The sequence below is a fragment of the Ochrobactrum sp. BTU2 genome (genome assembly GCF_024539785.1).
Taxonomy (GTDB): domain Bacteria; phylum Pseudomonadota; class Alphaproteobacteria; order Rhizobiales; family Rhizobiaceae; genus Brucella; species Brucella anthropi.
Map to the genome: position 1 here is coordinate 248115 of NZ_JAHWRG010000004.1, position 21728 is coordinate 269842.

Here is a 21728-nt window from a genome sequence, read left to right on the forward strand (position 1 = left end):
GCAAAGCCTTTGACAGCCAGCGCATTGCGGGTGGATCGATCTCACGCTAAACAAGGGAAAATTTGCCTAACCTCGGAGCCGTCCGCCATTTATAAGACAGTCGCCAATATCTGTGCGCGTTTCGGCCTCCTCATGGCGGTAGCCATGCTTCTGCCTGCAGCAATCGACCTGCGCGACGGAAGTGACGACTGGCTGATCTTCGTGCGTTCAGCTGCGGCAACCGGCGCGCTCTCTGCCTTGATTCTGCTGGCCACCCAGAACCAGACGATGCGCTTCACCCCGCGCCTTGGCTTTCTGCTGACGGCGTGCCTCTGGCTGACAGCGAGTTTTCTGGGTTCGATACCGCTTTATTTCTCGCATTTGCCGATCAGCTATGCGACGGCCTTCTTCGAGGCCATGTCGGGCGTCACGTCAACCGGCGCGACCGCGCTGACCGGGCTCGACAACATGCAGCGTGGCATTCTCCTGTGGCGCTCGCTTCTCTGCTGGATCGGGGGTATCGGCTTTATCGGCTTGGCTCTGCTGATGCTGCCGTCCCTGCGGGCGGGCGGGTTGGCGCTCTTCCATATGGAGAATTCCGACAAGTCGGAAAAAATTCTCCCGCGCATGAACCAGATCGCGCTCGGCATCGTGCTGGCCTATCTCAGCCTGACCGCCGCCTGCATCATTGCTTATTTTGCCGTCGGCATGAGCATGTTCGACGCCATCAACCACGGCTTCACGACGATTGCGACAGCAGGCTTTTCCACTCACGACAGCTCCATCGGCTTCTATCAGGGAAACCGCCCGCTCCTGGTCGTGTCCACGATCTTCATGGCCCTCTCGGCCCTGCCCTTCGTGCTCTATATCAAGGCCTTCATGCCACGCCGCATGGAATCGCTTGTCGACCCGCAGGTGAAACTGTTCTTCACGATCGCAATCAGCTTCAGCTTTGCACTCGCGGTGGTTCTGCGACTTGGGTCCGATGTGCCTTTCGGCGACGCGCTGATCTCGGCCTCTTTTCATTTTGTCTCGGTCATGACGACAACAGGCTATGCCACGGAAGACTATTTCCTGTGGGGACCACCCGCGATTGGAATTTTCTTTCTCGCTTCATTTCTGGGTGGCTGCGCCGGTTCGACGTCGGGCGGCATCAAGATGAACCGCCTCATCATCCTTTGGAGCCTGACGCGCGCCAATCTTGCCCGGCTCATCATGCCGCATGCTGTCATCAAGATCCGCTACGGCAGCTCGGAAGTTTCCGGCGAAATCGCACAGAACGTGCTTCTCTACCTGTTCCTCTACTGCGCCTCGCTGATTATAGGCGCGGTGCTGCTTGCCTCACTGGGCCTCGACTTCGTGTCGGCCTTCACTGGCGCACTGACCGCGCTCTCCAATATCGGCCCCGGCTTTGGCGACACCATTGGCCCCGTCGGCAACTTTTCCACCATTCACGACCCGGCATTGTGGGTCCTTTCCTTCCTGATGCTGGCAGGGCGTCTGGAGCTCGTTACCGTGTATATCCTGTTCACTCGCACTTTTTGGGTGCGTTGACAGAACGTTAGGCAGTTTACATCCGCCCGTTTCATTTGATATGAGCAGGATTAGATTGCGCCACAATGGCGACGAATGTTCTATAATTACCCCGGAATGAAATTTCCTTGCGCGCGGAGTTACGCATGCCGATCAAGGCCGATCTGGATGAAATCGATTGGAAAATCCTTCGGGAGCTCCAGAATAACGGGCGCATCACCAATGTCGAGCTGGCCGAACGCGTCGGTATTTCGGCTCCGCCCTGCCTGCGCCGTGTGCGCAAGCTGGAAGAAAGCGGCGTTATCCGGGGCTATCGGGCCATTCTGAATGGCAATTCCCTTGGACAGGATTTGGTTGCTTTCTGTTCGGTTGGCCTCCATCGCCAGGCCGATGCCGACCTCAAGGCTTTTGCCGAGAAATCCAAGCAGTGGCCTCTGGTACGCCGCGCCTGGATGGTTTCGGGCGAGTCCGATTTCCTGCTCCATTGCGTCGCGCGCGATCTCAACACGTTCCAGACCTTCGTGATCGAGGAACTGACCGCCGCTCCCAATGTGGATTCCGTGCGCACCGCACTGACCATTCGTCCGGTCAAGGACGAACCGCTGATGATTCTCTGATATTTCGACGGTTTGCGCCGGGAATTATACCGGGTCTGGATGAGCTTGCCTTATCAAGACCTGGTTAAGCCCGTGCGGCAATTGAGCATTTTCAGGGCGTGATGCGTCAGCATCGCAGCGCCCTGTCATTACTTGTTACTTCCCGGCGAATACGCGCTCGTAGACAGCGCTGATGGCAGCTGCTTCCTTTTCGAGCGGGAAAGTCGCGCGAACATGCCTGAGAGCATTCTCGCCATCGCGTTCCGCCAGTGCCGGATCTGCCAGATAAGGTTCGATAGCCTTGCGCAGGGCATCTCCGTCACCGGCCGCAACCGATGTTCCGGTGCCTTCCACGATCATTTCCGCATAGGCACCCGCATCGCTGGCAACGACTGCCGTTTGCGACGCCATGGCTTCCAGCGGTGTCAGCCCAAAACCTTCATTGCGCGAAGGCGCAACATAAAGCGTCAGGCGGCGATACCAGACGCGGATATCCGGCACTTCCCCCAGAATGAGGATACGGTCCTGCAAACCGGCAGCGGCGATCTTCGCCTTCAGCGCATCCTCGAAAGACTGGTGTTCTGCAGTCGTGCGTCCGGTGATGATGGCCGTCCAGTCCGGATATTGCGGCAACAGCGCAATCATCGCATCGACGAAAAGGTCTGTTCCCTTGGAGGAACGCACGCGACCGAAACAACCGACCGCATATTTTCCGGGCAGGCCCGACGCCGCGAAACTGTCCTCATCGCCGACAGGAGGATGGAAACGCTCCAAGTCCACGCCATGCATGATGACCTGATGCGGGACTTCGAGAAAGCTTCCCGAGCGACCACTCGTTGCAATCACCGCATTCATGCGGCGGATGAGCCATTTGGTAAACGGCTTGTGGTCTCGCTGTGCAGCTGAGGTAAAGATCAGCCTCAGTTTCATGCGCAGCACATCGCGCATGAAAATACCGGCGAGCATTTCAATATTGCGCCGCGCATGCCAGATGCGGAACGGTTTCGTCGCTGGCTTTGACCAGAAGGACCAAAGAGCGCTCCGTCCCAGATGCGGAAGCGTATCCGGCAGGCCCGGCCCCATCGTCGCAATGTTCAGCCCCTTTGCGCGCTGCAAGGGGATCAGCTGAACGATTGTCGATGTGACACCGGAGAGGCGGCGCTTGAAATTCGGCGCCACTACCTCGACGTCCTGAACCCGAACCGGTCCGGAATCTGGCTTATGCACGGACACGGAAATCAGACGAACTTCAAACCGACGATTTCGTAGGAACGCGAACCGCCCGGTGCGTTGACTTCAATCGTATCGCCTTCGCCCTTGCCGATCAGCGCACGCGCAATCGGCGATGAAATGGAGATGCGGCCTTCCTTCACATCGGCTTCCTGATCGCCAACGATCTGGTAGACCTTCTCTTCATCCGTATCCTCGTCAATCATGGTGACGGTGGCACCGAACTTGATGCGGTCACCCGACAGCTTCGAGACATCGATAATCTCGGCGCGCGCGACCAGATCTTCCAGTTCGTTGATACGACCTTCATTCAGGCTCTGGGCTTCTTTCGCAGCATGATATTCGGCGTTTTCCGACAGATCGCCATGCGCACGTGCTTCGGCGATCGCCTCAATAATCCGAGGGCGCTCCGATTGCTGACGCCAGCGCAGCTCTTCCTTGAGCTTTTCGAAACCGCCAGGGGTCATAGGGAACTTTTCCATACCCAGTCCTTTCCTTCGTCCGGTACTCACCTCTCCCCGAGGTCCTGCACGCACCGGCATCTTGATTTGCCCGCCTCACCTCGCGCAATGCTTGGATAGTGCGAGGCGCTTTTCGAAGGCCAACCAGCCTCCGACACACAAAAAGAAAACGGTCACCGAAACATCCGCCTCGGAACCGTTCGAATAGCCGTTCACAGAACTATAGCATTTCCATCAACCATTTCACGCGGAAAAATATATCTCTGTCAACTGTGCCCTTAAGCGGCACCTATTGCGCGTTAACCGGCCAGCTCGCGGGCCACTTCTCCGGGCCTCCGGCATAATTGCCATCGCAATCGCCTTTTGAACGTTCCTGCACCAGAACGAAACGCACCCGGCCCTCGCCGCTGTCAGTAGCTTTCCAGACATCGTAAATGCCGCAATCTCCAAGCCCTCTCCCCTTGAAGAAGGCCGCCAGCGTCAAGGTTTTCTGGGTCCAGTCGATGTTCCATGCCGTGTCGGTCACAGTCGGGCCATCGTCGGAAATGGTCGGTAGCGAGATCGGCACAGTCTTGTTTTCGTAGCGGCTGTAGAAGGCATAAGGCTGATTGTAGGCGCCCGGCGATCCGCATGGCAGGCCGATAAGATCGAGGCCATCGGCAATCTTCGTCTCGAAACCGCCTGCATTGCGGAACGTGCCGGGGCTTGCCCCGCCACAGACCGCCGCCTCGTCGGAAAAATCCTTGCGGATGTCAGCCGGTATCTGCTCGACCGTTTCGATCAGCTTGAGCTGTGGCGGAACAGGCGCCGGTTTGCTGCCCTTGACCTGCAATGCCTCGACAGTTCCGTCGCGCGATTGCTGTTCGTCCACATAGATCAGCCCGCCGACAAGGCCCGAAAGCGAATAGGTCGAGGTCTTTCCGGCAAATTTCAGTTGCAGTCTCTGACCGTTCTTCATCCCGTCGAGCGCCTTGACCACATCGCCCGTATAATCCAGCTGATCGTCCTGCGCCTTCAAAGCCGAGACATCGACATCGAGCAGTGTTTGACCGTCGATGGAAATCTCCAACTTGCCAGTTTTCTGTGATGGATCGACATAGGAAAGCCGGAGTAGCGGCTTCGAGCCTGACTGGCTGCTGCGAAAGATGCCAAGCCCCGGCGCGCCATCGCTTGCGACCGGCGTAAGGGTCAAAGTGCAGTTTTGCGCGAAATCGCACAGAACCAGCGTGTCGCGAACCTTCTTGAAAGCAGCCTGCGATTCCCCACCCGCCAGAAACAGCATCGTTGTGGCAATCGATGCCACAACAGCGGATTGACGATTTAAAGAGAGCATAAAACACTCCGTCGGTAAGAAATCGCTCTAATTATAATCAGACTATGCATGAATGTCGCAGAATCGGAAGTTCCCTTGCCGCCTGCCCATAATATTGCCTATAGCATGACGACCGGGAAAGGCTGAAAAGCGTCCGGTTTCTCTTTCTGCAATGACATATCCCGAACCGAGGTAATGATGACGCGCGTACAGGCCAATATGCTGCTGCTTCTGGCAGGCGTCATCTGGGGCATGGGTTTCGTCGCCCAATCGACGGCAATGGCCAGTATCGGCCCGTTTCTGTTCATCGGTATCCGCTCGGCAATCGCCGCCCTTACTGTCCTGCCATGGGCCGTAGCCGAGGGCCGTCGGGCAAGGACCAGCCTGAGCCGCTCGAACTATCTCTTCTTCATGTTCATCGGACTGAGCCTGTTCACCGGGCTTGTTCTCCAGCAGATCGGGCTCATCACCACATCCGTCACCAATGCCGGTTTTCTGACCGGGCTCTATGTCGTCATGGTGCCAGTGCTTGGCGTCGTCCTGTTCCGCACTTGGCCGCATCCTGTCGTCTGGCCGAGTGCGGCGGCATGTCTGGCAGGCATATTCCTGCTTTCCGGCGGAACGTTGACTGCGCTCAAGCAAGGTGACTGGCTGGTCATTTGCGGCGCGGTCTTCTGGGCCTTGCAGGTGGTCCTGATCAGCAGGGCAAACCGTGCAGGACGGCCGATAACACTGAGCTGCATCCAGTTCGCAACCAGCGCCTTCGCAGGCCTTGCTATCGCCTCCATGATCGAAGACTTCAACTGGACGGCCATCGCACTCACCTGGAAGGAAATTCTTTTCACCGGCGTCTTCTCGTCCGGCATTGCCTTCACCTTGCAGGCCATAGGACAGCGCTATACGACTTCCGCACAGGCCGCGATCTTCCTGTCGTCGGAAGCGCTTTTTGCGGCCCTGTTCGGCGCGCTCTTCCTCGGCGAGCGGGTGACCTTCATAGGCTTTATCGGCTGCGGACTGATCTTCGCCGCCATGATGGCGGTGGAACTCATTCCCATGTTCTGGAAACGCAAGTCGGCTCTTGTTCCTGAACCTGCCGAGTAAAGTGCGTCAGAGCCTGAATCAAAATGGTGATTTTCGAGTACCGGAGCGTAGTGTACTTTTGAGCATGGTCCAGAAAAGTTGCAGACTTTTCGGATAAGACTATGCACCAGAGAAAGCTACATGAGCGTCGGCACGCAGATAATTGCCATTTGCAGCCACACAGGACGACTTTTGGAACAGCCTCTACCCCTTGAAAATAAGAGCTGCCCCACCCGCTATGAGCGCAAAGCCCAGCAGATGATGCCAGGTGAAGGCTTCCTTGAGATAGAACACCGAGAACAGGCTGAAGATCACCAGCGTGATGACTTCCTGAATGGTCTTCAGCTGCGCCGCTGAATAGACCTCGTGCCCGATGCGGTTGGCCGGAACCGCGAGGCAATATTCGATCAGAGCGATGCCCCAGCTGATGAAAATGACGGTAACGAGTGGCGTGCTGGTGAATTTCAGATGCCCGTACCAGGCGAATGTCATGAAAACGTTCGAGCCGATGAGAAGCAGGATCGGCAGGACGCTTGGCGAAATCAGTGCTGACATGGAAATGACTTCAGGGACCGGGAGGATGTTGTCGGCGGCATGGCCCGAAACCGCTGCATGGTGATAGAACAAAGGCGGCATTTTGCCAATCCTGCGCGCTGGAGCGCGTTTCACACCAGCCAAATTATGCTCTGGCCGCTGCCCTGATTACGCCACAGCACTTAACGCGAGCGCTGACTCTTCCTTTACGCTTCCAAGCTAATATTCGTGGAACGCCATCGGTCTGGTCTCCTGAAGAAAAGGTATGGACATGAGTTCTGCGTTGTCCGCCACCGCTCCAGTCAGCCGCCAGCGCTCCCGGTTGCGAGGTCTGGCCCCATCCTTGTCCCTCGCCTTGCTGGCTATCATCGCCGGTTGTTCCGGTGAAAGCGCCCCGCGCCCGCAGGCCAGTGTCGGCAATTCCGACGTGATGGTTCCCGATGCACCGATTGCAAATGCTGCCCCGGTTGTAGACGCACCCGTCATGCAGGAGCCACAGCAAGAACGCATCGTCGGGCTTGCCGAGGAGGAAGAGAACCACGTCACGCAATCCACGCAGCAGAGCCAGCCGCAATATTCCGGCGACTATGGCTTCTCAGCCCCGATTCAAAATCCGGTAACAGCTGCCGAAAACATCTATACGATGTCCAATGCGGAAACCGCCTGCCGCACGCGCCTAAAACGGCTCGGCGTCGTCTTCAAGGAAAAGCCGCCGATCTATCGCAGCAGTTCCTGCCAGATCGCAAATCCCATCGAGGTGTCCGGCTTCAACAGCGGCGCCATCGCGTTCAAACCGGCGGCAACACTGAACTGTCAGGTGACCGAGGCCTTTGCCCGCTGGATCAAGGGCGACCTGCAACCTGCCTCGCGGATGCGCTATCTGTCCGGCGTGAGCACGATCTATAATGCCGGGGGCTATTCCTGCCGCACCATGAACAGCCGTCGCGGCGCGAAAATGTCGGAACATTCACGCGGCAACGCCATCGATGTCACCAAGATCGTGCTGAACAACGGCAAGAACATCATGGTGCGCAAGCCGGGCTTCTTCGCCTTCCGCGAAAAGGGCCTGCTCAACAGCGTTCGCTCCGATGCATGCGGCTATTTCTCGACAGTTCTCGGCCCCGGCTATAACCCGGAACATGCCGATCACTTCCATTTCGACCTGATGCAGCGCCGCAGCGGCTATCGCGCCTGCAAATAGAGCATTTCCAGTAAAAGTGCGAAGCGGTTTTGCGTAGGATAATGCGTGAAAACAAATAGATAGAGCGGTTCCAACCACCGGTTTTAACCGGAACCGCTCTAAATAAGCCCGGCACAATGCCGGGCTTGACGATGCTTTATTCCTCCGGCGGCACCGGCGTCGGCTTGCCATTTTCATCCAGAGAAACCATGACGAATTCGCCATGGGTCACGAGATCCATCTGCTGGGTCAGGTAACGCTGTGCCCAGGCTTCCACCCGCAGCGTGATCGAGCTGCGCCCAACCCGCGTAATCTCGGTATAGACGCAGAGCGCGTCACCGATCTTCACCGGCTTGGCAAAGGACATTTCACGAACCGCTGCCGTCACCACGCGGCCCTTGGCGCGTTCTGCAGCACGAATGCCGGATGCGGAGTCCATCTGCGCCATCACCCAGCCGCCGAAAATATCGAACGCCGCATTCGCATCCTTGGGCATGGCCGGAACGCGCAATGTCAGCATGCCCTTCGGCGCATTATCAGTATTCATCGAAGTCGGTCCTTAAGTGCTTGAGAGAGTCGCCCTTTAATATGAGACAAGCCCGCCACGAAGAAAAGTACCGCATGAAGCGCTTAAACCGTTAGTGTGAAAGCCGATTTCAAGAGGTCGATATTCATTAATCATGAATTGAAATCGAAAAATCGTGATGCACGTAAATAATAATCTTCATGTTATAAGTAATTAAAGAAAGTATATTAGAGGAATGATATATGAAACTATCGGTTAAGTCCTCCATAGTTACATTAGCACTTCTTGTTTCAACGAATGCTTATGCATCATCGGCAATTGTAACATCGACAATTAATCTTCGCGTCGGCCCGGGCACCCAGTACGGAACCATCGGGGCGATCCCGAATGGCGTCGGTATTACGGTGGCTGGCTGCACCAGCGGCTATGGCTGGTGTCAGGTGACCTATGGCGGCATGACCGGCTGGGCTGCATCGAGCTACATCGCCATTCAGACAGGCAACGGCTACACGACGAACGACAATTTCGGATCGACCGCCGCAGCGGTTGGCATACCGCTCATCGCAGGCATCGCCATCGGTTCGGCACTGGCGGCCAACAGCGGCCCCTACTGGGGCCCCGGCTGGGGTCCAGGTCCTTATCGCGGCTGGAACGGTGGCGGCAATGTCTATAATGGCTGCATCGGGCGTAATTGCCAGTCGAACAGGGGACCAGCACGCCCACACTGGACGGACCGTCCCGGCTGGAACGATCATCCGGGCTATCATCCCGGTTTTGGCCCCGGCTTCGGGCATGGTTTTGGCCCCGGCCCTCGCATGCGTCCCGGCGGCAGGCTGTAAAGCCGCCTCTGGAACCACACCTCCTGACAACCTTCTGTCAGGAGCATCGCCAGATAGAGTAAGGGTGCGGAGGATTTCGCCTCCGCACTCTTTTCATTTGGACGCTGAAAATCCATATTGAGGGCATGGCTTCCTCAAAAGACAAACACTCCCAGGATTCGCACGACAAGGCTGGCGGCTTCGGTGAAGCACCACAAGCCGAACTTTCCGGTGCGCCCCTTTCCGGCTCCATCGCCGGCCCCATTGCTGATTGGGCGAAGGAAATCGGCGACGAGGCTGCGAAACCACGCGCGAAAAACCCAAAACAACCCAAGAAAATTCCCGAGCGCAGCAAGGAAGCGTCGCGCAGCGGGCGCGGTACGTCCATGGGCGGAGCTGCATCCGCCAAGGAGCGGGCGGCGGCTGGCCTCAATCCGGTTGCCGGTCTCGACATCAGTCTGGAAGACGCTGCCGGACTGAACCCGTCCGGTGCAACCGCAACAGTTCAGGCCCTGTCGGACCTGATTGCTTCCGGCAATCCGCTGTTCAAGAACGGCGAACTCTGGACGCCTCACCGCCCGGCACGTCCGGATAAATCCGAAGGCGGCATCGCCATCGAGATGGAAACCAGTTTCGAACCCTCTGGCGACCAACCAACGGCTATTCGCGATTTGCTGGAAGGGCTGGACAACGACGACCGCACGCAGGTCCTGCTCGGTGTCACCGGTTCGGGCAAGACCTTCACCATGGCGCAGGTCATCCAGCGGACGCAGCGCCCTGCCCTGATCCTGGCGCCGAACAAGACCTTGGCCGCACAGCTCTACGGCGAGTTCAAGAGCTTCTTTCCGAACAACGCCGTCGAATATTTCGTTTCCTACTACGATTATTACCAGCCGGAAGCCTATGTGCCGCGCTCGGACACTTATATCGAGAAGGAATCGTCCATCAACGAACAGATCGACCGGATGCGCCACTCGGCCACCCGCGCGCTGCTCGAACGCGACGATGTGATTATCGTCGCTTCCGTATCGTGCATCTACGGTATCGGATCGGTCGAAACCTATACGGCCATGACCTTCGAAATGAAGATCGGGGACCGGCTCGATCAGCGCCAGCTGCTCGCCGATCTCGTGGCCCAGCAATACAAGCGGCAAGACATCAATTTCGTGCGCGGCTCGTTCCGCGTGCGCGGCGACACGATCGAATTGTTCCCGGCTCACTTGGAAGATCGCGCCTGGCGCATTTCGCTTTTCGGCGATGAGATCGAGACCATCACCGAGTTCGACCCACTCACCGGCCAGAAGACCGGCGATCTGAAATCGGTCAAGATTTATGCGAATTCGCACTATGTGACACCACGCCCGACCCTCAATCAGGCGATCAAGTCGATCAAGGAAGAGCTGAAGCATCGCCTTGTCGAACTGAACAATGCCGGGCGTCTGCTGGAAGCCCAGCGCCTCGACCAGCGCACGACATTCGATCTCGAAATGCTGGAAGCAACCGGTTCCTGTGCGGGTATTGAAAACTATTCGCGCTATCTGACCGGCCGCAATCCCGGCGAGCCGCCGCCGACGCTGTTCGAATATATTCCGGACAATGCGCTGGTTTTCATCGACGAAAGCCACGTCACGGTTCCGCAGATCGGCGGCATGTATCGCGGCGACTTCCGCCGCAAGGCAACGCTTGCCGAATATGGTTTCCGTCTGCCATCCTGCATGGACAATCGCCCGCTCCGTTTCGAGGAATGGGACGCCATGCGCCCGCAGACCATTGCCGTTTCGGCAACGCCGGGCGGCTGGGAAATGGAAGAAGCTGGCGGCGTGTTCGCAGAACAGGTCATCCGCCCGACCGGGCTGATCGATCCGCCCGTCGAAATCCGCCCTGCCAAGTCACAGGTCGATGACGTACTCGGCGAAATTCGAGAAACGGCACAGAAGGGTTACCGTACATTGGTCACGGTGCTGACCAAGCGCATGGCCGAAGACCTGACGGAATATCTGCATGAACAGGGCGTGCGCGTTCGCTACATGCATTCCGATATCGACACGCTGGAGCGTATCGAAATCATTCGCGATCTGCGTCTCGGCGCCTTCGATGTGCTGGTTGGTATCAACCTCCTGCGCGAAGGTCTCGACATTCCGGAATGCGGCTTCGTCGCCATTCTCGATGCCGACAAGGAAGGCTTCCTGCGCTCGGAAACCTCACTGGTTCAGACCATTGGACGTGCAGCGCGTAACGTTGACGGCAAGGTCATTCTCTACGCCGACAATATTACCGGCTCGATGCAGCGCGCGATGGATGAAACCAGCCGCCGCCGTGAGAAGCAGGTTGCCTATAATGAAGAGCACGGCATCACGCCTGCCTCGGTGAAGAAGAATATCTCGGATATTCTTGGCTCGGTTTACGAGCGCGATCATGTCCGCGCGGATATTTCGGGCTTTGCGGAAGAAGGCGCGATGATGGGCAACAATCTTGCCGCCCATCTGGAGCATCTGGAAAAGCAGATGCGCGACGCCGCTGCCGATCTCGACTTCGAAAAGGCCGCGCGCCTGCGCGACGAAATCAAGCGGCTGCGTGAGACGGAACTGGCTATTGCCGACGACCCGCTGGCACGCGAGTTTGAGGCGGGCGATGCAGGCGCAGGCCGCAACAAGGGCAAACCCACCGGCAATTCCCGTTTCCGCAAACCGGCACTGGATGAAATGGGCGCCGATACGACGCGCCCGCTTGGTAAGCCGTCTTTGTTCCAGAAGCCGTCGCTTGACGATATGGGACCGGGCACCGACATGGCAAAACCGCTCTTCCGCAAGAACACACTCGATGAAATGACGGTCAAGCGGACCGAAGTGCCAAGTGGCGGCGACGATGCCGCAATCCGCCGTGAGCGCGCAGGCATCGGGTCTTACGAGGACCCTGCCGAAACAGCGCGCAAGAAACGCCGCCCCGGCAAGACAGGCCGACCGGGACGGTGACCGAGATCGTTGATTATGTGTTGGAATACTTACCGATCTTCCAACACATCACGAACGGCCATTCGATTTTCTATACTCAGCGGCACTGCCCGCCATTCATAATGCGATAGCCTGCACGGTCGGCTTCGCAACGGTTGGGGAAAGTGCGCCTGTCGTTACCGCGTCTTGCGCAAACAGGCATATATTCCCGCGTGCAAGCACCCGCGCCCGGCCTGCCCGGTCTGTTGCCCTGATGCGGCGGACGCATGCCGCCTTCGCCGCCCCATCCCGGACCCGGTCTTGATGAGCACTGGCCATTTGCGATGACGCGATAGCCCTCAGCTCTTGCCTGACAGGAATTGCCGAAGGTCTTGCGCGAAGAACCGCGCGTGGCGCAGACGGGAGCATAGATCATCGGGCACATCTGCGGCTGCGACGGTCCAGGGCGAATCGGCGGACCATAATCCGGGCCGCCTTCGGCAACACAACCGGCGAGAAGCAGAGCGCCCGCAAGCACAGCCAATTGTCTGAATCGATGAAACTGCATTTTCCTCTCCCTTGTCCGGATAAATCCGATCTGTCCCGGTCACTAAAATGGCGCAACCTACGATAAGAGCAAGTCTTTTCGTAAAAGTGCAAAACCTTGCAGATCATATCGACAACCCGCCCATATAGGTTACTTTGGCCGAAGTTGAGGGGCGGAACAGGCAGCATGAAACGTTATCGGCACGGCATAGCATTTATCCTGGCTTCGCAGCTTTTCAGCCTGCCTTCCGGCGTGGCTGCATCCTATGCAGCGAGCGAGCCAAACCCGCCAGTCTATGCGCCGCCTTTACCGCCGGAGAAGAAAGTCCCGACCGTTGGCCGCATCTGCCAGCTCATCGGTGCCAATGCCGACATCCACGGCATCCCGCGCGACTTCTTCGCCCGGCTCATCTGGAAAGAAAGCCGTTTCGATCACAACGCGGTCAGCCCTGTCGGCGCTGAAGGCATTGCGCAGTTCATGCCTTATACTGCTAAGGAGCGTGGGCTTGCCGACCCTTTCGACATAGAACAGGCCATTCCCGCATCGGCGAGTTTCCTGCGCGACCTTAAAGGCGCTTTCGGCAATTGGGGCCTTGCAGCCGCCGCCTATAATGCAGGGGCCGGGCGTGTTTCCAGCTGGATGCGGTCCGGCGGATTTCTGCCGCTCGAAACTGAAAATTACGTGCTGGACATTACCGGCGCACCTGCCGACGATTTCGCGGCAGGCAAGGAGGTCGTGAACCGCCCGCTCGATCCCAAGCTCGCCTTCGTCGATGCCTGCAAGCGCCTGCCGATCATCCGCAGCGCCACAATTCCGATGTCGCGCGTGAAACCTAAGCCATGGGGCATTCAGGTCGCTGGCAATTTCCGCCGCAGCGCCGCTGCCAATCAATGGGTGCGCCTGCGCAAGCAGTTCAGCGCCGTGCTGGCAGGCCACGACCCCGTTATCAGCCGGATACGGACGCCGATGGGACGCCGTGGCATCTATGCAGTACGCATCGGCGCCAACAGCCGCGGAGAAGCCGACAGCATTTGTGCGAAGCTGCGCGCCGCCGGTGGCGCATGCATAGTTTCGCGCAATCGATGAAAATACCAGGACATATCCGTTTAAATTCGCGATATATTAGGGTTAGCCTGTTCTATTTTGGGATTGAGTCGATGATTTTCTTGAAACAATCGTAAAAAATTCTGACGATACCGGTTCAAAGATAACCAATCATGTTCCCCCCAAAGAATTTGCTTGCCAAATACCGCTTCATAGATCAGTCTCCACCTGTTCGGGCATTTAGCGAACAAATGGAAGACTGGAAGAACGGCGCGCCGGGGCCGCTATAAGTTCCGGGTCGAAGGCTCCCCTTCGGCAATGATCGGTTCCTTCCCAATGTCGAGAACTGCCTGCATAACCCTCTGCCGGGTGTGTGGTGCGCTTGGCAGAATTTGTAATACCACTGTCTCCACAAGAGCGGTGGCGCCAAGGAAAAGGAACGGATCCCATGGCACAGACCGGACTGGTCAAATTCTTCAATACCGAAAAAGGTTTCGGTTTCATCAAGCCGGACGACGGTGGCGCTGACATCTTCGTACACATTTCTGCTGTACAGGCTTCTGGCCTCACTGGCCTCGCAGACAATCAGAAGGTTTCCTACGAGACGGAACCGGATCGTCGCGGCAAAGGCCCGAAGGCCGTGAACATCACCGTTACCGGCTGATCGTTCATAAAAGAACCTACCACTTGCCCCGGCTTTTGCCGGGGTTTTTTATTGCCAGTATGCAACCCTGAACGGATGATCATTCAGGCGCGAAATATTACAGATGCTGCATGTAATTGACCGGAAACTGACAGCTTTCCATCGCCCTTCACCATTGTTCAGCCTCCATTCATGTCGAAACAGTTAATTAGTTATTCATAAACGATACGTGTGTGCCCGTTCGGCGAGCGTATCGGAGAAATTACAGTCGAGCTTCTGAAGGAGCGAACAATGAACCGATTTGCGAAAACAGCCATTCTGGCAGCGGCATCCCTTGCGGCAGTTGCCGCACCGCTTGCAACAGCATCGGCAGATTCCTGGGGTCGCCATGGCTGGGATCGTGGCGGCTGGGATCGTCCCTACTACCGCGACCGGCATCGCAACCATGGCGACGCCGTTGCCGCAGGTGTGATCGGCCTTGCAGCAGGTGCCCTCATCGGCAGCGCGCTGAGCCAGCCACAACCGACCTATGTGCAGCCTGCCCCGGTCTATGCACCGCCTCCGCCGCCGCCAGCTTATTACCCGGCAGCCCCGGCTCGTCAGGCGACTTATTATCGCTCAAGCTATGAGCCATGGAGCCGTGGCTGGTACCAGTATTGCGCCGACCGTTACCGGTCATTCAATCCGAATACCGGCACCTATCGCGGTTATGACGGACGTGATCACTTCTGCTCCGCAAATTAAAGCACATCCCGAAAAGTGTGAAACGGTTTTCGGATAAGATGCGCGTCAAAACAAGTGATTAGAGCACCGATCTGCTTCAACCAGATCGGTGCTCCAAAGCAAACCATCCCGAGGAAAAGCCGCCTTTAAAGGCGGCTTTTTTTATGCATATCCGATGTCGTTCAAAAATGGATTGGAGCGCCGTTCATCACCGAACCGACCACCGGGACCATGCCCGCAAATGAAACCTATATCGTCCCCGAGCGGCAGCAGCTTTTCCTTGATGGAGCGAATCAGCGCCGCGTGATCACCGGCTGGCAGATCAGTGCGCCCGACCGAGCCGTTGAAAAGCACATCACCGACTATCGCAAACCGCGCTTCGGGGTTGAAGAACACGACGTGCCCCGGCGCATGGCCCGGCGTGTGGAAGACGTCGAATTCGTGCCCGGCGACGGAAACCTTGTCACCTTCATCCAGCCAGCGGTCCGGCGTAACATTGCGCACGCCTTCAGTGATGCCATACTTTAGGCCGGTCGCTTCCAGATTATCGAGCAGGAACTTATCATCCCTGTGCGGGCCGATAATGTCCACATTCAGGGCTTCCTTGAGATCAAGGGCTGCCGCAGCATGATCGATATGGCCATGCGTGATCCAGATGGCCTCGACATCGATCCCTTGGGAATCAATCGCCTCGCGGATGCGATCCAGGTCACCGCCCGGATCGATCACAACACCCTTCTTGGTCTCGCCATCGAACAGAATGGTGCAATTCTGCTGGAAAGGCGTGACGGGAACGATGATGGCCTGCAATTGCCCCATAGTCTTACTCCACTTGAATAAATAGCGGTCCGGAAGGTGCTTTCTGACACAGAGATAGTGTCCTGTGCCCGCCAGGTGAAGCTTTAAATAGATACGGGCGGCTGATAGCCGCCCGTTTTCCCTCTCCAGGATTGTTCGAGGTGCCTACTCCGAAAACCGTTTCACGGTTTCCGGGATAGGCCCCGACAGTTCGTCTTACCGGTTGTCCCCACAACCATGCAGTCTCCAGAGCGCATTTCGATCTGATTGAATCAGACCGGCGCTCCAACTGTTTGCTTTCACGCACATGTTACCCGATCGAAGCGGGATCAGAAATCAGTCCAGTGGACTGATTTCTCTGCGTAGGCGCTTCACACTTTTCGGGATGTCTTAGTGCGTCAGGCCTTGGCAGCCATCGCGTTCTTGATCAGGCCGACAACGGCCGTGAGCACGATACCGCCAATGCCGCCGCCTGCCAGCTGGCCGACAACACCGTTGAGAACGGAATCGAGGCCACCGCCAGACAACATCGGAAGCAGCTGCCCGAGGATGACACCACCGATGCCGCCTGCCACCGTGTTACCCGTGGTGCCCAGACTGATATTCTTCACTGCTCCGGCGATGTTGCCACCAACCGCGCCAGCCACAAGCTGGAGAATGATAGGTAGTAGAGATTCCATAATCGTCACCCCATCTGAGTTTTAAACCGGAATAGCGCGACTCCGGTAAAAAAATCTTGTGCCGAAACTTTCCAATGTCAAACAATAAGCGACGGAATAACAAAAAAGCGGCCCTAAGACCGCTCTTTTTCTGTTTAAAACTTGGTTCGGCACCTACTATTCGGCTGCCGCCCGCTTTGGCTGAACTTCCGCAGAATAGTCATTCATTAGAACATTTGTAATTTCGGAAGGTTTGAAACGGTATTGACCGATCTCGGATACCGGCGTCACTTCCGCTGCTGTTCCGCACAGGAAGCATTCGGAGAAACCGGCAAGTTCTTCCGGCATGATTGCCCGCTCGATGACTTCAATGCCGCGACGCTTGGCAAGATCAATGACCGTGCGACGCGTGATACCGTCAAGGAAGCAGTCAGGCTTCGGCGTATGCAGTGCGCCGTCCTTCACGAAGAAGACGTTTGCACCGGTTGCTTCCGCAACCTGTCCGCGCCAGTCGAGCATCAATGCATCGGCATAGCCCTTGGCTTCGGCGGCGTGCTTGGAGATCGTGCAGATCATATAGAGACCGGCAGCCTTCGAGCGCGACGGCGCAGTGCGCGGGTCCGGGCGGCAATATTCAGCGATATCGAGCCGGATGCCCTTCATCTTTTCTTCGGGCGAGAAATAGCTCGGCCATTGCCAGATGGCGATGGCAAGATGAATGCGGTTGTTCTGCGCCGAGACCCCCAGTGACTCCGAACCGCGCCAGGCAATCGGGCGAACATAGGCGTCTTCAAAACCCTGCTTCTTCAGAAGCTCGCGGCAGGCATCGTTGATTTCTGCAACGCTGAAAGGAATCTCGAAACCGAGAATGCGTGCAGATTCATGCAGGCGTTCGGTATGCTCATTGAGCTTGAAGATCTCGCCGCCATAGGCGCGTTCACCTTCAAACACCGCGCTCGCATAATGCAGACCATGGGTCAGCACGTGGATTTTTGCATCTTTCCAGTCGACGAATTCTCCGTCCAGCCAGATAAATCCGTCCCGTTGATCGAATGGAATCGCAGCCATTTTCTTGCTCCTAAATATTTCATCGAGCATTTCTTTTTTCAGGATGAAACCTTGGAAATGCCCTGTCTATGCATTTTGACGCGCATCCCGAAAATCGCCTCATACTTTTCGGGATGCGCCTCAGCAGCGCTGTCTCGATCTGGTTTCAGGTCGACTTCAGACCAGATAAACTTCTCCGCATCCCGTCTTCCCCAGCTAAATCGATATAACTGGTGAGACGGCCACCTTTTCCTGCGTAATTGCTGGCCTTTTTGTTCAAAATGCTTTGAGGTCACGCAAACATATTGCGCGAATCCCAGGCGGAGCATGCATGGAAAGAAAATAAATCCTCCACAGGGTTCGAATATTGCGGCAACCATCCCATCACCAACCCATTGAGACGGTGGCGGGAAGCCCGTTAGCGCAATTATTCCTCCTTCTTGCACGCATCAGCGCAAACATTATTCCAAAAAAGCCAGCTCACACTTATCGAAAATTATCTGGGCGATTGAATTATGTCAATAATGCTGACATATTTAACGCAGCAGAACGGAGCACCGATGTGAATTCGACGAACGATATGAATTATATAAGCAATCCGTTGACGGCTGAGGAGGCGGCCGACCTCAACGTGATCGAACTACTGTTTTTTTCCTATCGCGACTTTACCGCCGACCCTGATCTTATTCTGGAAAAGATCGGATTCGGGCGGGCGCATCACCGTGTTCTCTACTTCATCAACCGAAAGCCCGGTATGACGGTTGCCGAGCTGCTGGAGGTCCTGCGGATCACCAAGCAGAGCCTGTCGCGCGTGCTTAAACAGTTGATCGATACGGGGCATGTGGTTCAGGCCACCGGCCTTCACGACCGCCGCCACCGCAAGCTTTATCCGACCAAGAGCGGCCGCCAGCTCACGCTTGCCCTCGCCCTTCCACAGTCACGACGCATCGCACGTGCACTGGAGGACTGTGCGCCGCAGGACCGGGAAGTCATCGAGCGCTTCCTCTATAATATGGTCAACCCCGAGCGGCGCGCCCAGATCGACGAGTTTTCTGCCGAAGATAGTTCAACCAGACACCTTTGAACCGAGCGACACTGGGTTTGAGTGTTACGTCTAGTTGCACAAAGTGTCTGAATAAAAACGTCTGGCCGTGGCGAAAATGGTGGGTTTCGAGAACCAGAGCGCAGTGTACTGCTAAGCATAATCCCGAAAAGTTGTAGACTTTTCGGATAAGATTATGCGTCTGAGCAAGTACATGAGCACCGGAAGCGCAGAAAAACGCTGTTTGCGAGCCAAGGCATGGCGACTTTTGGATCAGACAATAAGTGCTTGTATAAAAACAGGTCCACGCAGGCAGTGAATGGACGTGCCGCATTCCAGTCGATAATATGTGCACCAAAGCATCGGGCATAAGCTGGAATGCTGAAGTAAAATTATCGGAATGGGATCGAAAGACGCCATGGCTGTAGAAGAAGAAAAGACGCTCTCGGACGACGCGCCACATCTCCTCGTCGTTGACGACGATACGCGTATCCGCAGCCTTCTCTCACAATATCTGACCAATAGCGGATTCCGTGTCACCATGGCTGGAAGCGCTGCCGAAGCGCGCCGCAAACTGGAAGGCATCGATTTCGATCTGCTGATCCTCGACGTCATGATGCCGGGAGAAACCGGCGTTTCGCTGACGCGATCGCTGCGCGAGCAGAAGAACGTCCCCATCCTGATGCTGACGGCATTGTCGGAAACCGACAGCCGCATCGACGGTCTGGCTGCCGGAGCGGACGATTATCTGCCCAAGCCGTTCGATCCCCGCGAGCTGACGCTTCGCATCAACAATATCCTGCGCCGCGGCGCGCCACCCGCACAGCCGAAAATCGAGCAGATCGTGTTCGGCCCCTATACTTTCTTCATCCCGCGCCGCGAGCTGAAAAAGGGTACGGAAACAATCAAGCTGACGGATCGTGAGCAGGATATCATGGCGATTTTCGCCGAGCGTGCCGGCGAGACGATCCCCCGCCATGAGCTGACCGGTCAGGATGGCGATGTCGGTGAACGCACGATCGACGTCCAGATCAATCGCCTTCGCCGCAAGATCGAGCAGGACCCGGCCAATCCGGTCTGGCTCCAGACCGTGCGCGGTATCGGCTACAAGCTCAGCATCGAATAGCAACCATCGGCAATCAGGAATATCGCGATCAGAAAATGGTGTTTTCTCAAAACGCAGAGCGGCATGTACCAAAGGTGCAGCCGCAATGTTGTTCATGGAAAACGCCATTTGCAGACAGCAATATTTCCGGAAGCGTTTTTCGAGCCAAAAAGTGTGAAGCGGCTTTGCGACAAAATAAGTCTTTTGAGCGCAACCACAGGGTACTGAGGGACGTTTTAACACGATGAAATCGCCCTTGAGAAAATTCTCCCGCTGGTTGGCGCGCATCATGCCGAAGGGGCTTTATGCGCGTTCGCTCATCATCATCATTGCCCCGATGGTTCTGCTCCAGTCCGTGATCGCCTATGTGTTCATGGAGCGTCACTGGCAGATGGTGACCGAACGACTGTCGACCGCCGTTGTGCGCGATATTGCAGGCATCATCGACATTCTCGAAACCTATCCGCAGGAACCGGGCTACGACAATCTCATCCGCATCGCGCAGCAGCGGCTGGCGCTGAACATTTCGATCCTGCCGCCCGATCCGCTACCACCTCCCGGACCAAAGCCCTTTTTCGCCATTCTCGATTACTTCCTGAGTGAAGAGATCACCCGCCAGATCAATCGGCCCTTCTGGGTCGATACGGTGGGCGATTCCGATCTCATCGAGATCAGGATCAAGCTTGAGGACAAGGTGTTGCGCGTCTTTGCGCGGCGCAGTCAGGCCTATGCATCCAATACAGGCATCTTCCTGACGTGGATGGTGGGCACCGCGCTCGTTCTGCTGATCATCGCCATCGCATTCCTGCGCAACCAGATCAAGCCGATCCAGCAGCTTGCCGAGGCCGCAGAGAGTTTCGGCAAGGGGCGTCCCATGCCGGAGGGGTTCCATCCGCGCGGAGCCGAGGAAGTGCGCCGTGCAGGCATCGCCTTCATTCAGATGCGCTCGCGCATCGAACGCCAGATCGAGCAGCGCACTGCCATGCTTTCCGGCGTCAGCCACGATCTGCGCACCATTCTGACCCGCTTCAAGCTGCAGCTTGCGCTGGCTGGCCACTCGATCGACACCGAGCCGCTCAATCAGGATATTGCCGACATGCAGACGATGCTCGAAGGCTATCTCGCCTTTGCGCGCGGCGAAGGTTCGGAGGAAACCGCGAGCTACGACGTCACGAGGCTTTGCGAAAAACTGGAGCATGAAGCACGCCTGCGCGAGCGCGGCTTCAAGTATCATATTGAAGGCGACAGCGAGATCCATGTGCGTCCGAACGCCTTCTCGCGGCTGGTCAGCAATCTCGTATCAAACGCCTTCCGCCATGCGCAGAATGTCCAGCTGTCGATTTCGCATGTTGAAGGCTGGCTGAAAGTCGTTGTGGACGATGACGGGCCGGGCATTCCGGAAGACCGCCGCGAAGACGTCTTCAAGCCTTTCGTCCGGCTGGATGAAGCGCGAACGCAGGATTCCGGCGGCACGGGCGGGCTGGGGCTTGCCATCGCACGCGATATTGCACGCAGCCACGGTGGCGACATTACGCTGGAAGACGCTCCGACCGGCGGCCTGCGCGCGACCATCCATATTCCGGCTTAGCACTACAGTTGCATTCTTCGTGATGCCGGGCTGCAAAGAGCGTTTTGTCTGCGTTCCGGTGCTCACGTACCTTCAAGTACGCTCCGCTCCGGTACTCGAAAATCACTCTTTTCGCCACGGCCTGACGAATTTGCAACTGTAGTGTTAGAGCATGTCTCCAGAAAATGAGAACCGGTTGCGGGATAAAGACATGCGTGGAAACAAATAGTTAGAGCAAGCCCCGCACGTGGAGCAAGGTAACGCCTCCCCCCTCATCCTGAGGAGGTTCCTGAGCTTGCGAAGGAACCGTCTCGAAGGACGAGGGGGAGCCTCTTTAATTTTCCCTCGTCCTTCGAGACGCCGTTTTCAACGGC

22 protein-coding genes are annotated in these 21728 nt (G+C 56.8%); 12 read left to right on the forward strand and 10 right to left on the reverse strand.

Annotated elements, in window-relative coordinates; genetic code table 11:
* The first annotated feature begins 132 nt into the window (after positions 1-132).
* The gene (locus KWJ32_RS13600; RefSeq protein ID WP_029376059.1) at positions 133-1533 is read left to right on the forward strand and encodes a TrkH family potassium uptake protein; all 1401 of its coding nucleotides are present in this window, start codon (positions 133-135) and stop codon (positions 1531-1533) included.
* A 125-nt stretch (positions 1534-1658) separates the two neighbouring features.
* Entirely contained in the window at positions 1659-2129 is a 471-nt protein-coding gene (locus tag KWJ32_RS13605) for an Lrp/AsnC family transcriptional regulator (RefSeq protein ID WP_010659649.1), read from the forward strand.
* A 135-nt stretch (positions 2130-2264) separates the two neighbouring features.
* On the opposite strand, the gene KWJ32_RS13610 is transcribed toward KWJ32_RS13605, so the two are convergent.
* The 3 genes from KWJ32_RS13610 to KWJ32_RS13620 all read right to left on the reverse strand — a co-directional run bounded on the left by KWJ32_RS13610 (position 2265) and on the right by KWJ32_RS13620 (position 5132).
* Positions 2265-3335 (reverse strand): glycosyltransferase family 4 protein, encoded by a 1071-nt coding sequence (locus KWJ32_RS13610; protein WP_040130094.1) that lies wholly within the window; start codon positions 3333-3335, stop codon positions 2265-2267.
* A gap of 11 nt (positions 3336-3346) precedes the next feature.
* Positions 3347-3820 carry a transcription elongation factor GreA gene (gene greA, locus KWJ32_RS13615; RefSeq protein ID WP_012091684.1) on the reverse strand — a complete coding sequence of 158 codons (474 nt, stop codon included), beginning with the start codon at positions 3818-3820 and terminating at the stop codon, positions 3347-3349.
* A gap of 268 nt (positions 3821-4088) precedes the next feature.
* Positions 4089-5132, reverse strand: a complete 1044-nt coding sequence (locus KWJ32_RS13620) for a DUF1176 domain-containing protein (RefSeq protein WP_151610223.1) — start codon at positions 5130-5132, stop codon at positions 4089-4091.
* 177 nt (positions 5133-5309) lie between these two features.
* Here KWJ32_RS13620 and KWJ32_RS13625 point away from each other — a divergent pair, with 177 nt between their 5' ends.
* Entirely contained in the window at positions 5310-6212 is a 903-nt protein-coding gene (locus KWJ32_RS13625) for a DMT family transporter (protein ID WP_012091682.1), read from the forward strand.
* A gap of 183 nt (positions 6213-6395) precedes the next feature.
* Here KWJ32_RS13625 and KWJ32_RS13630 read toward each other — a convergent pair whose 3' ends face one another.
* Positions 6396-6746: a DMT family protein gene (locus KWJ32_RS13630; protein WP_040130092.1), complete on the reverse strand. Its 351-nt coding sequence runs from the start codon at positions 6744-6746 to the stop codon at positions 6396-6398.
* Between the two features lie 250 nt (positions 6747-6996).
* Between KWJ32_RS13630 and KWJ32_RS13635 the strand changes: the two genes are divergently transcribed.
* A complete protein-coding gene (locus KWJ32_RS13635; protein WP_125300067.1) occupies positions 6997-7926 on the forward strand; it encodes an extensin family protein in 930 nt (309 codons plus the stop codon).
* Between the two features lie 136 nt (positions 7927-8062).
* Here KWJ32_RS13635 and KWJ32_RS13640 read toward each other — a convergent pair whose 3' ends face one another.
* On the reverse strand, positions 8063-8452 hold the full coding sequence (locus tag KWJ32_RS13640) for an acyl-CoA thioesterase (protein WP_010659642.1): 390 nt from the start codon (positions 8450-8452) through the stop codon (positions 8063-8065).
* 221 nt (positions 8453-8673) lie between these two features.
* Here KWJ32_RS13640 and KWJ32_RS13645 point away from each other — a divergent pair, with 221 nt between their 5' ends.
* Positions 8674-9270, forward strand: a complete 597-nt coding sequence (locus tag KWJ32_RS13645; protein ID WP_010659641.1) for an SH3 domain-containing protein — start codon at positions 8674-8676, stop codon at positions 9268-9270.
* A gap of 125 nt (positions 9271-9395) precedes the next feature.
* Complete coding sequence (gene uvrB / locus KWJ32_RS13650; RefSeq protein WP_012091678.1) at positions 9396-12221, forward strand: excinuclease ABC subunit UvrB; 2826 nt, start codon at positions 9396-9398, stop codon at positions 12219-12221.
* A gap of 76 nt (positions 12222-12297) precedes the next feature.
* Here the strand turns inward: uvrB and KWJ32_RS13655 are convergent, their stop codons facing one another.
* The gene (locus KWJ32_RS13655; protein ID WP_012091677.1) at positions 12298-12747 is read right to left on the reverse strand and encodes a Kazal-type serine protease inhibitor domain-containing protein; all 450 of its coding nucleotides are present in this window, start codon (positions 12745-12747) and stop codon (positions 12298-12300) included.
* 165 nt (positions 12748-12912) lie between these two features.
* Between KWJ32_RS13655 and KWJ32_RS13660 the strand changes: the two genes are divergently transcribed.
* From KWJ32_RS13660 to KWJ32_RS13670, 3 genes are all read left to right on the forward strand, one after another.
* Complete coding sequence (locus KWJ32_RS13660) at positions 12913-13812, forward strand: lytic transglycosylase domain-containing protein (protein ID WP_012091676.1); 900 nt, start codon at positions 12913-12915, stop codon at positions 13810-13812.
* Between the two features lie 406 nt (positions 13813-14218).
* Positions 14219-14434, forward strand: a complete 216-nt coding sequence (locus KWJ32_RS13665; RefSeq protein ID WP_010659637.1) for a cold-shock protein — start codon at positions 14219-14221, stop codon at positions 14432-14434.
* A 270-nt stretch (positions 14435-14704) separates the two neighbouring features.
* Positions 14705-15157, forward strand: a complete 453-nt coding sequence (locus KWJ32_RS13670; protein WP_010659636.1) for a BA14K family protein — start codon at positions 14705-14707, stop codon at positions 15155-15157.
* A 141-nt stretch (positions 15158-15298) separates the two neighbouring features.
* On the opposite strand, the gene KWJ32_RS13675 is transcribed toward KWJ32_RS13670, so the two are convergent.
* The 4 genes from KWJ32_RS13675 to KWJ32_RS13690 all read right to left on the reverse strand — a co-directional run bounded on the left by KWJ32_RS13675 (position 15299) and on the right by KWJ32_RS13690 (position 18020).
* Positions 15299-15955: an MBL fold metallo-hydrolase gene (locus KWJ32_RS13675; protein ID WP_012091675.1), complete on the reverse strand. Its 657-nt coding sequence runs from the start codon at positions 15953-15955 to the stop codon at positions 15299-15301.
* A gap of 377 nt (positions 15956-16332) precedes the next feature.
* Positions 16333-16614, reverse strand: coding sequence for a hypothetical protein (locus tag KWJ32_RS13680; RefSeq protein WP_010659634.1), 282 nt, complete (start codon positions 16612-16614; stop codon positions 16333-16335).
* 156 nt (positions 16615-16770) lie between these two features.
* Positions 16771-17661 (reverse strand): branched-chain amino acid aminotransferase, encoded by an 891-nt coding sequence (locus KWJ32_RS13685; RefSeq protein WP_010659633.1) that lies wholly within the window; start codon positions 17659-17661, stop codon positions 16771-16773.
* A 38-nt stretch (positions 17662-17699) separates the two neighbouring features.
* On the reverse strand, positions 17700-18020 hold the full coding sequence (locus tag KWJ32_RS13690) for a hypothetical protein (protein ID WP_158304324.1): 321 nt from the start codon (positions 18018-18020) through the stop codon (positions 17700-17702).
* A gap of 182 nt (positions 18021-18202) precedes the next feature.
* Between KWJ32_RS13690 and KWJ32_RS13695 the strand changes: the two genes are divergently transcribed.
* The 3 genes from KWJ32_RS13695 to KWJ32_RS13705 all read left to right on the forward strand — a co-directional run bounded on the left by KWJ32_RS13695 (position 18203) and on the right by KWJ32_RS13705 (position 21375).
* Positions 18203-18724: a MarR family transcriptional regulator gene (locus KWJ32_RS13695; RefSeq protein WP_010659631.1), complete on the forward strand. Its 522-nt coding sequence runs from the start codon at positions 18203-18205 to the stop codon at positions 18722-18724.
* Positions 18725-19100: 376 nt separating this feature from the next.
* Positions 19101-19808 (forward strand): response regulator transcription factor, encoded by a 708-nt coding sequence (locus KWJ32_RS13700; RefSeq protein ID WP_012091674.1) that lies wholly within the window; start codon positions 19101-19103, stop codon positions 19806-19808.
* A 223-nt stretch (positions 19809-20031) separates the two neighbouring features.
* Positions 20032-21375, forward strand: coding sequence for an ATP-binding protein (locus KWJ32_RS13705; protein WP_012091673.1), 1344 nt, complete (start codon positions 20032-20034; stop codon positions 21373-21375).
* The last annotated feature ends 353 nt before the right edge of the window (positions 21376-21728 follow it).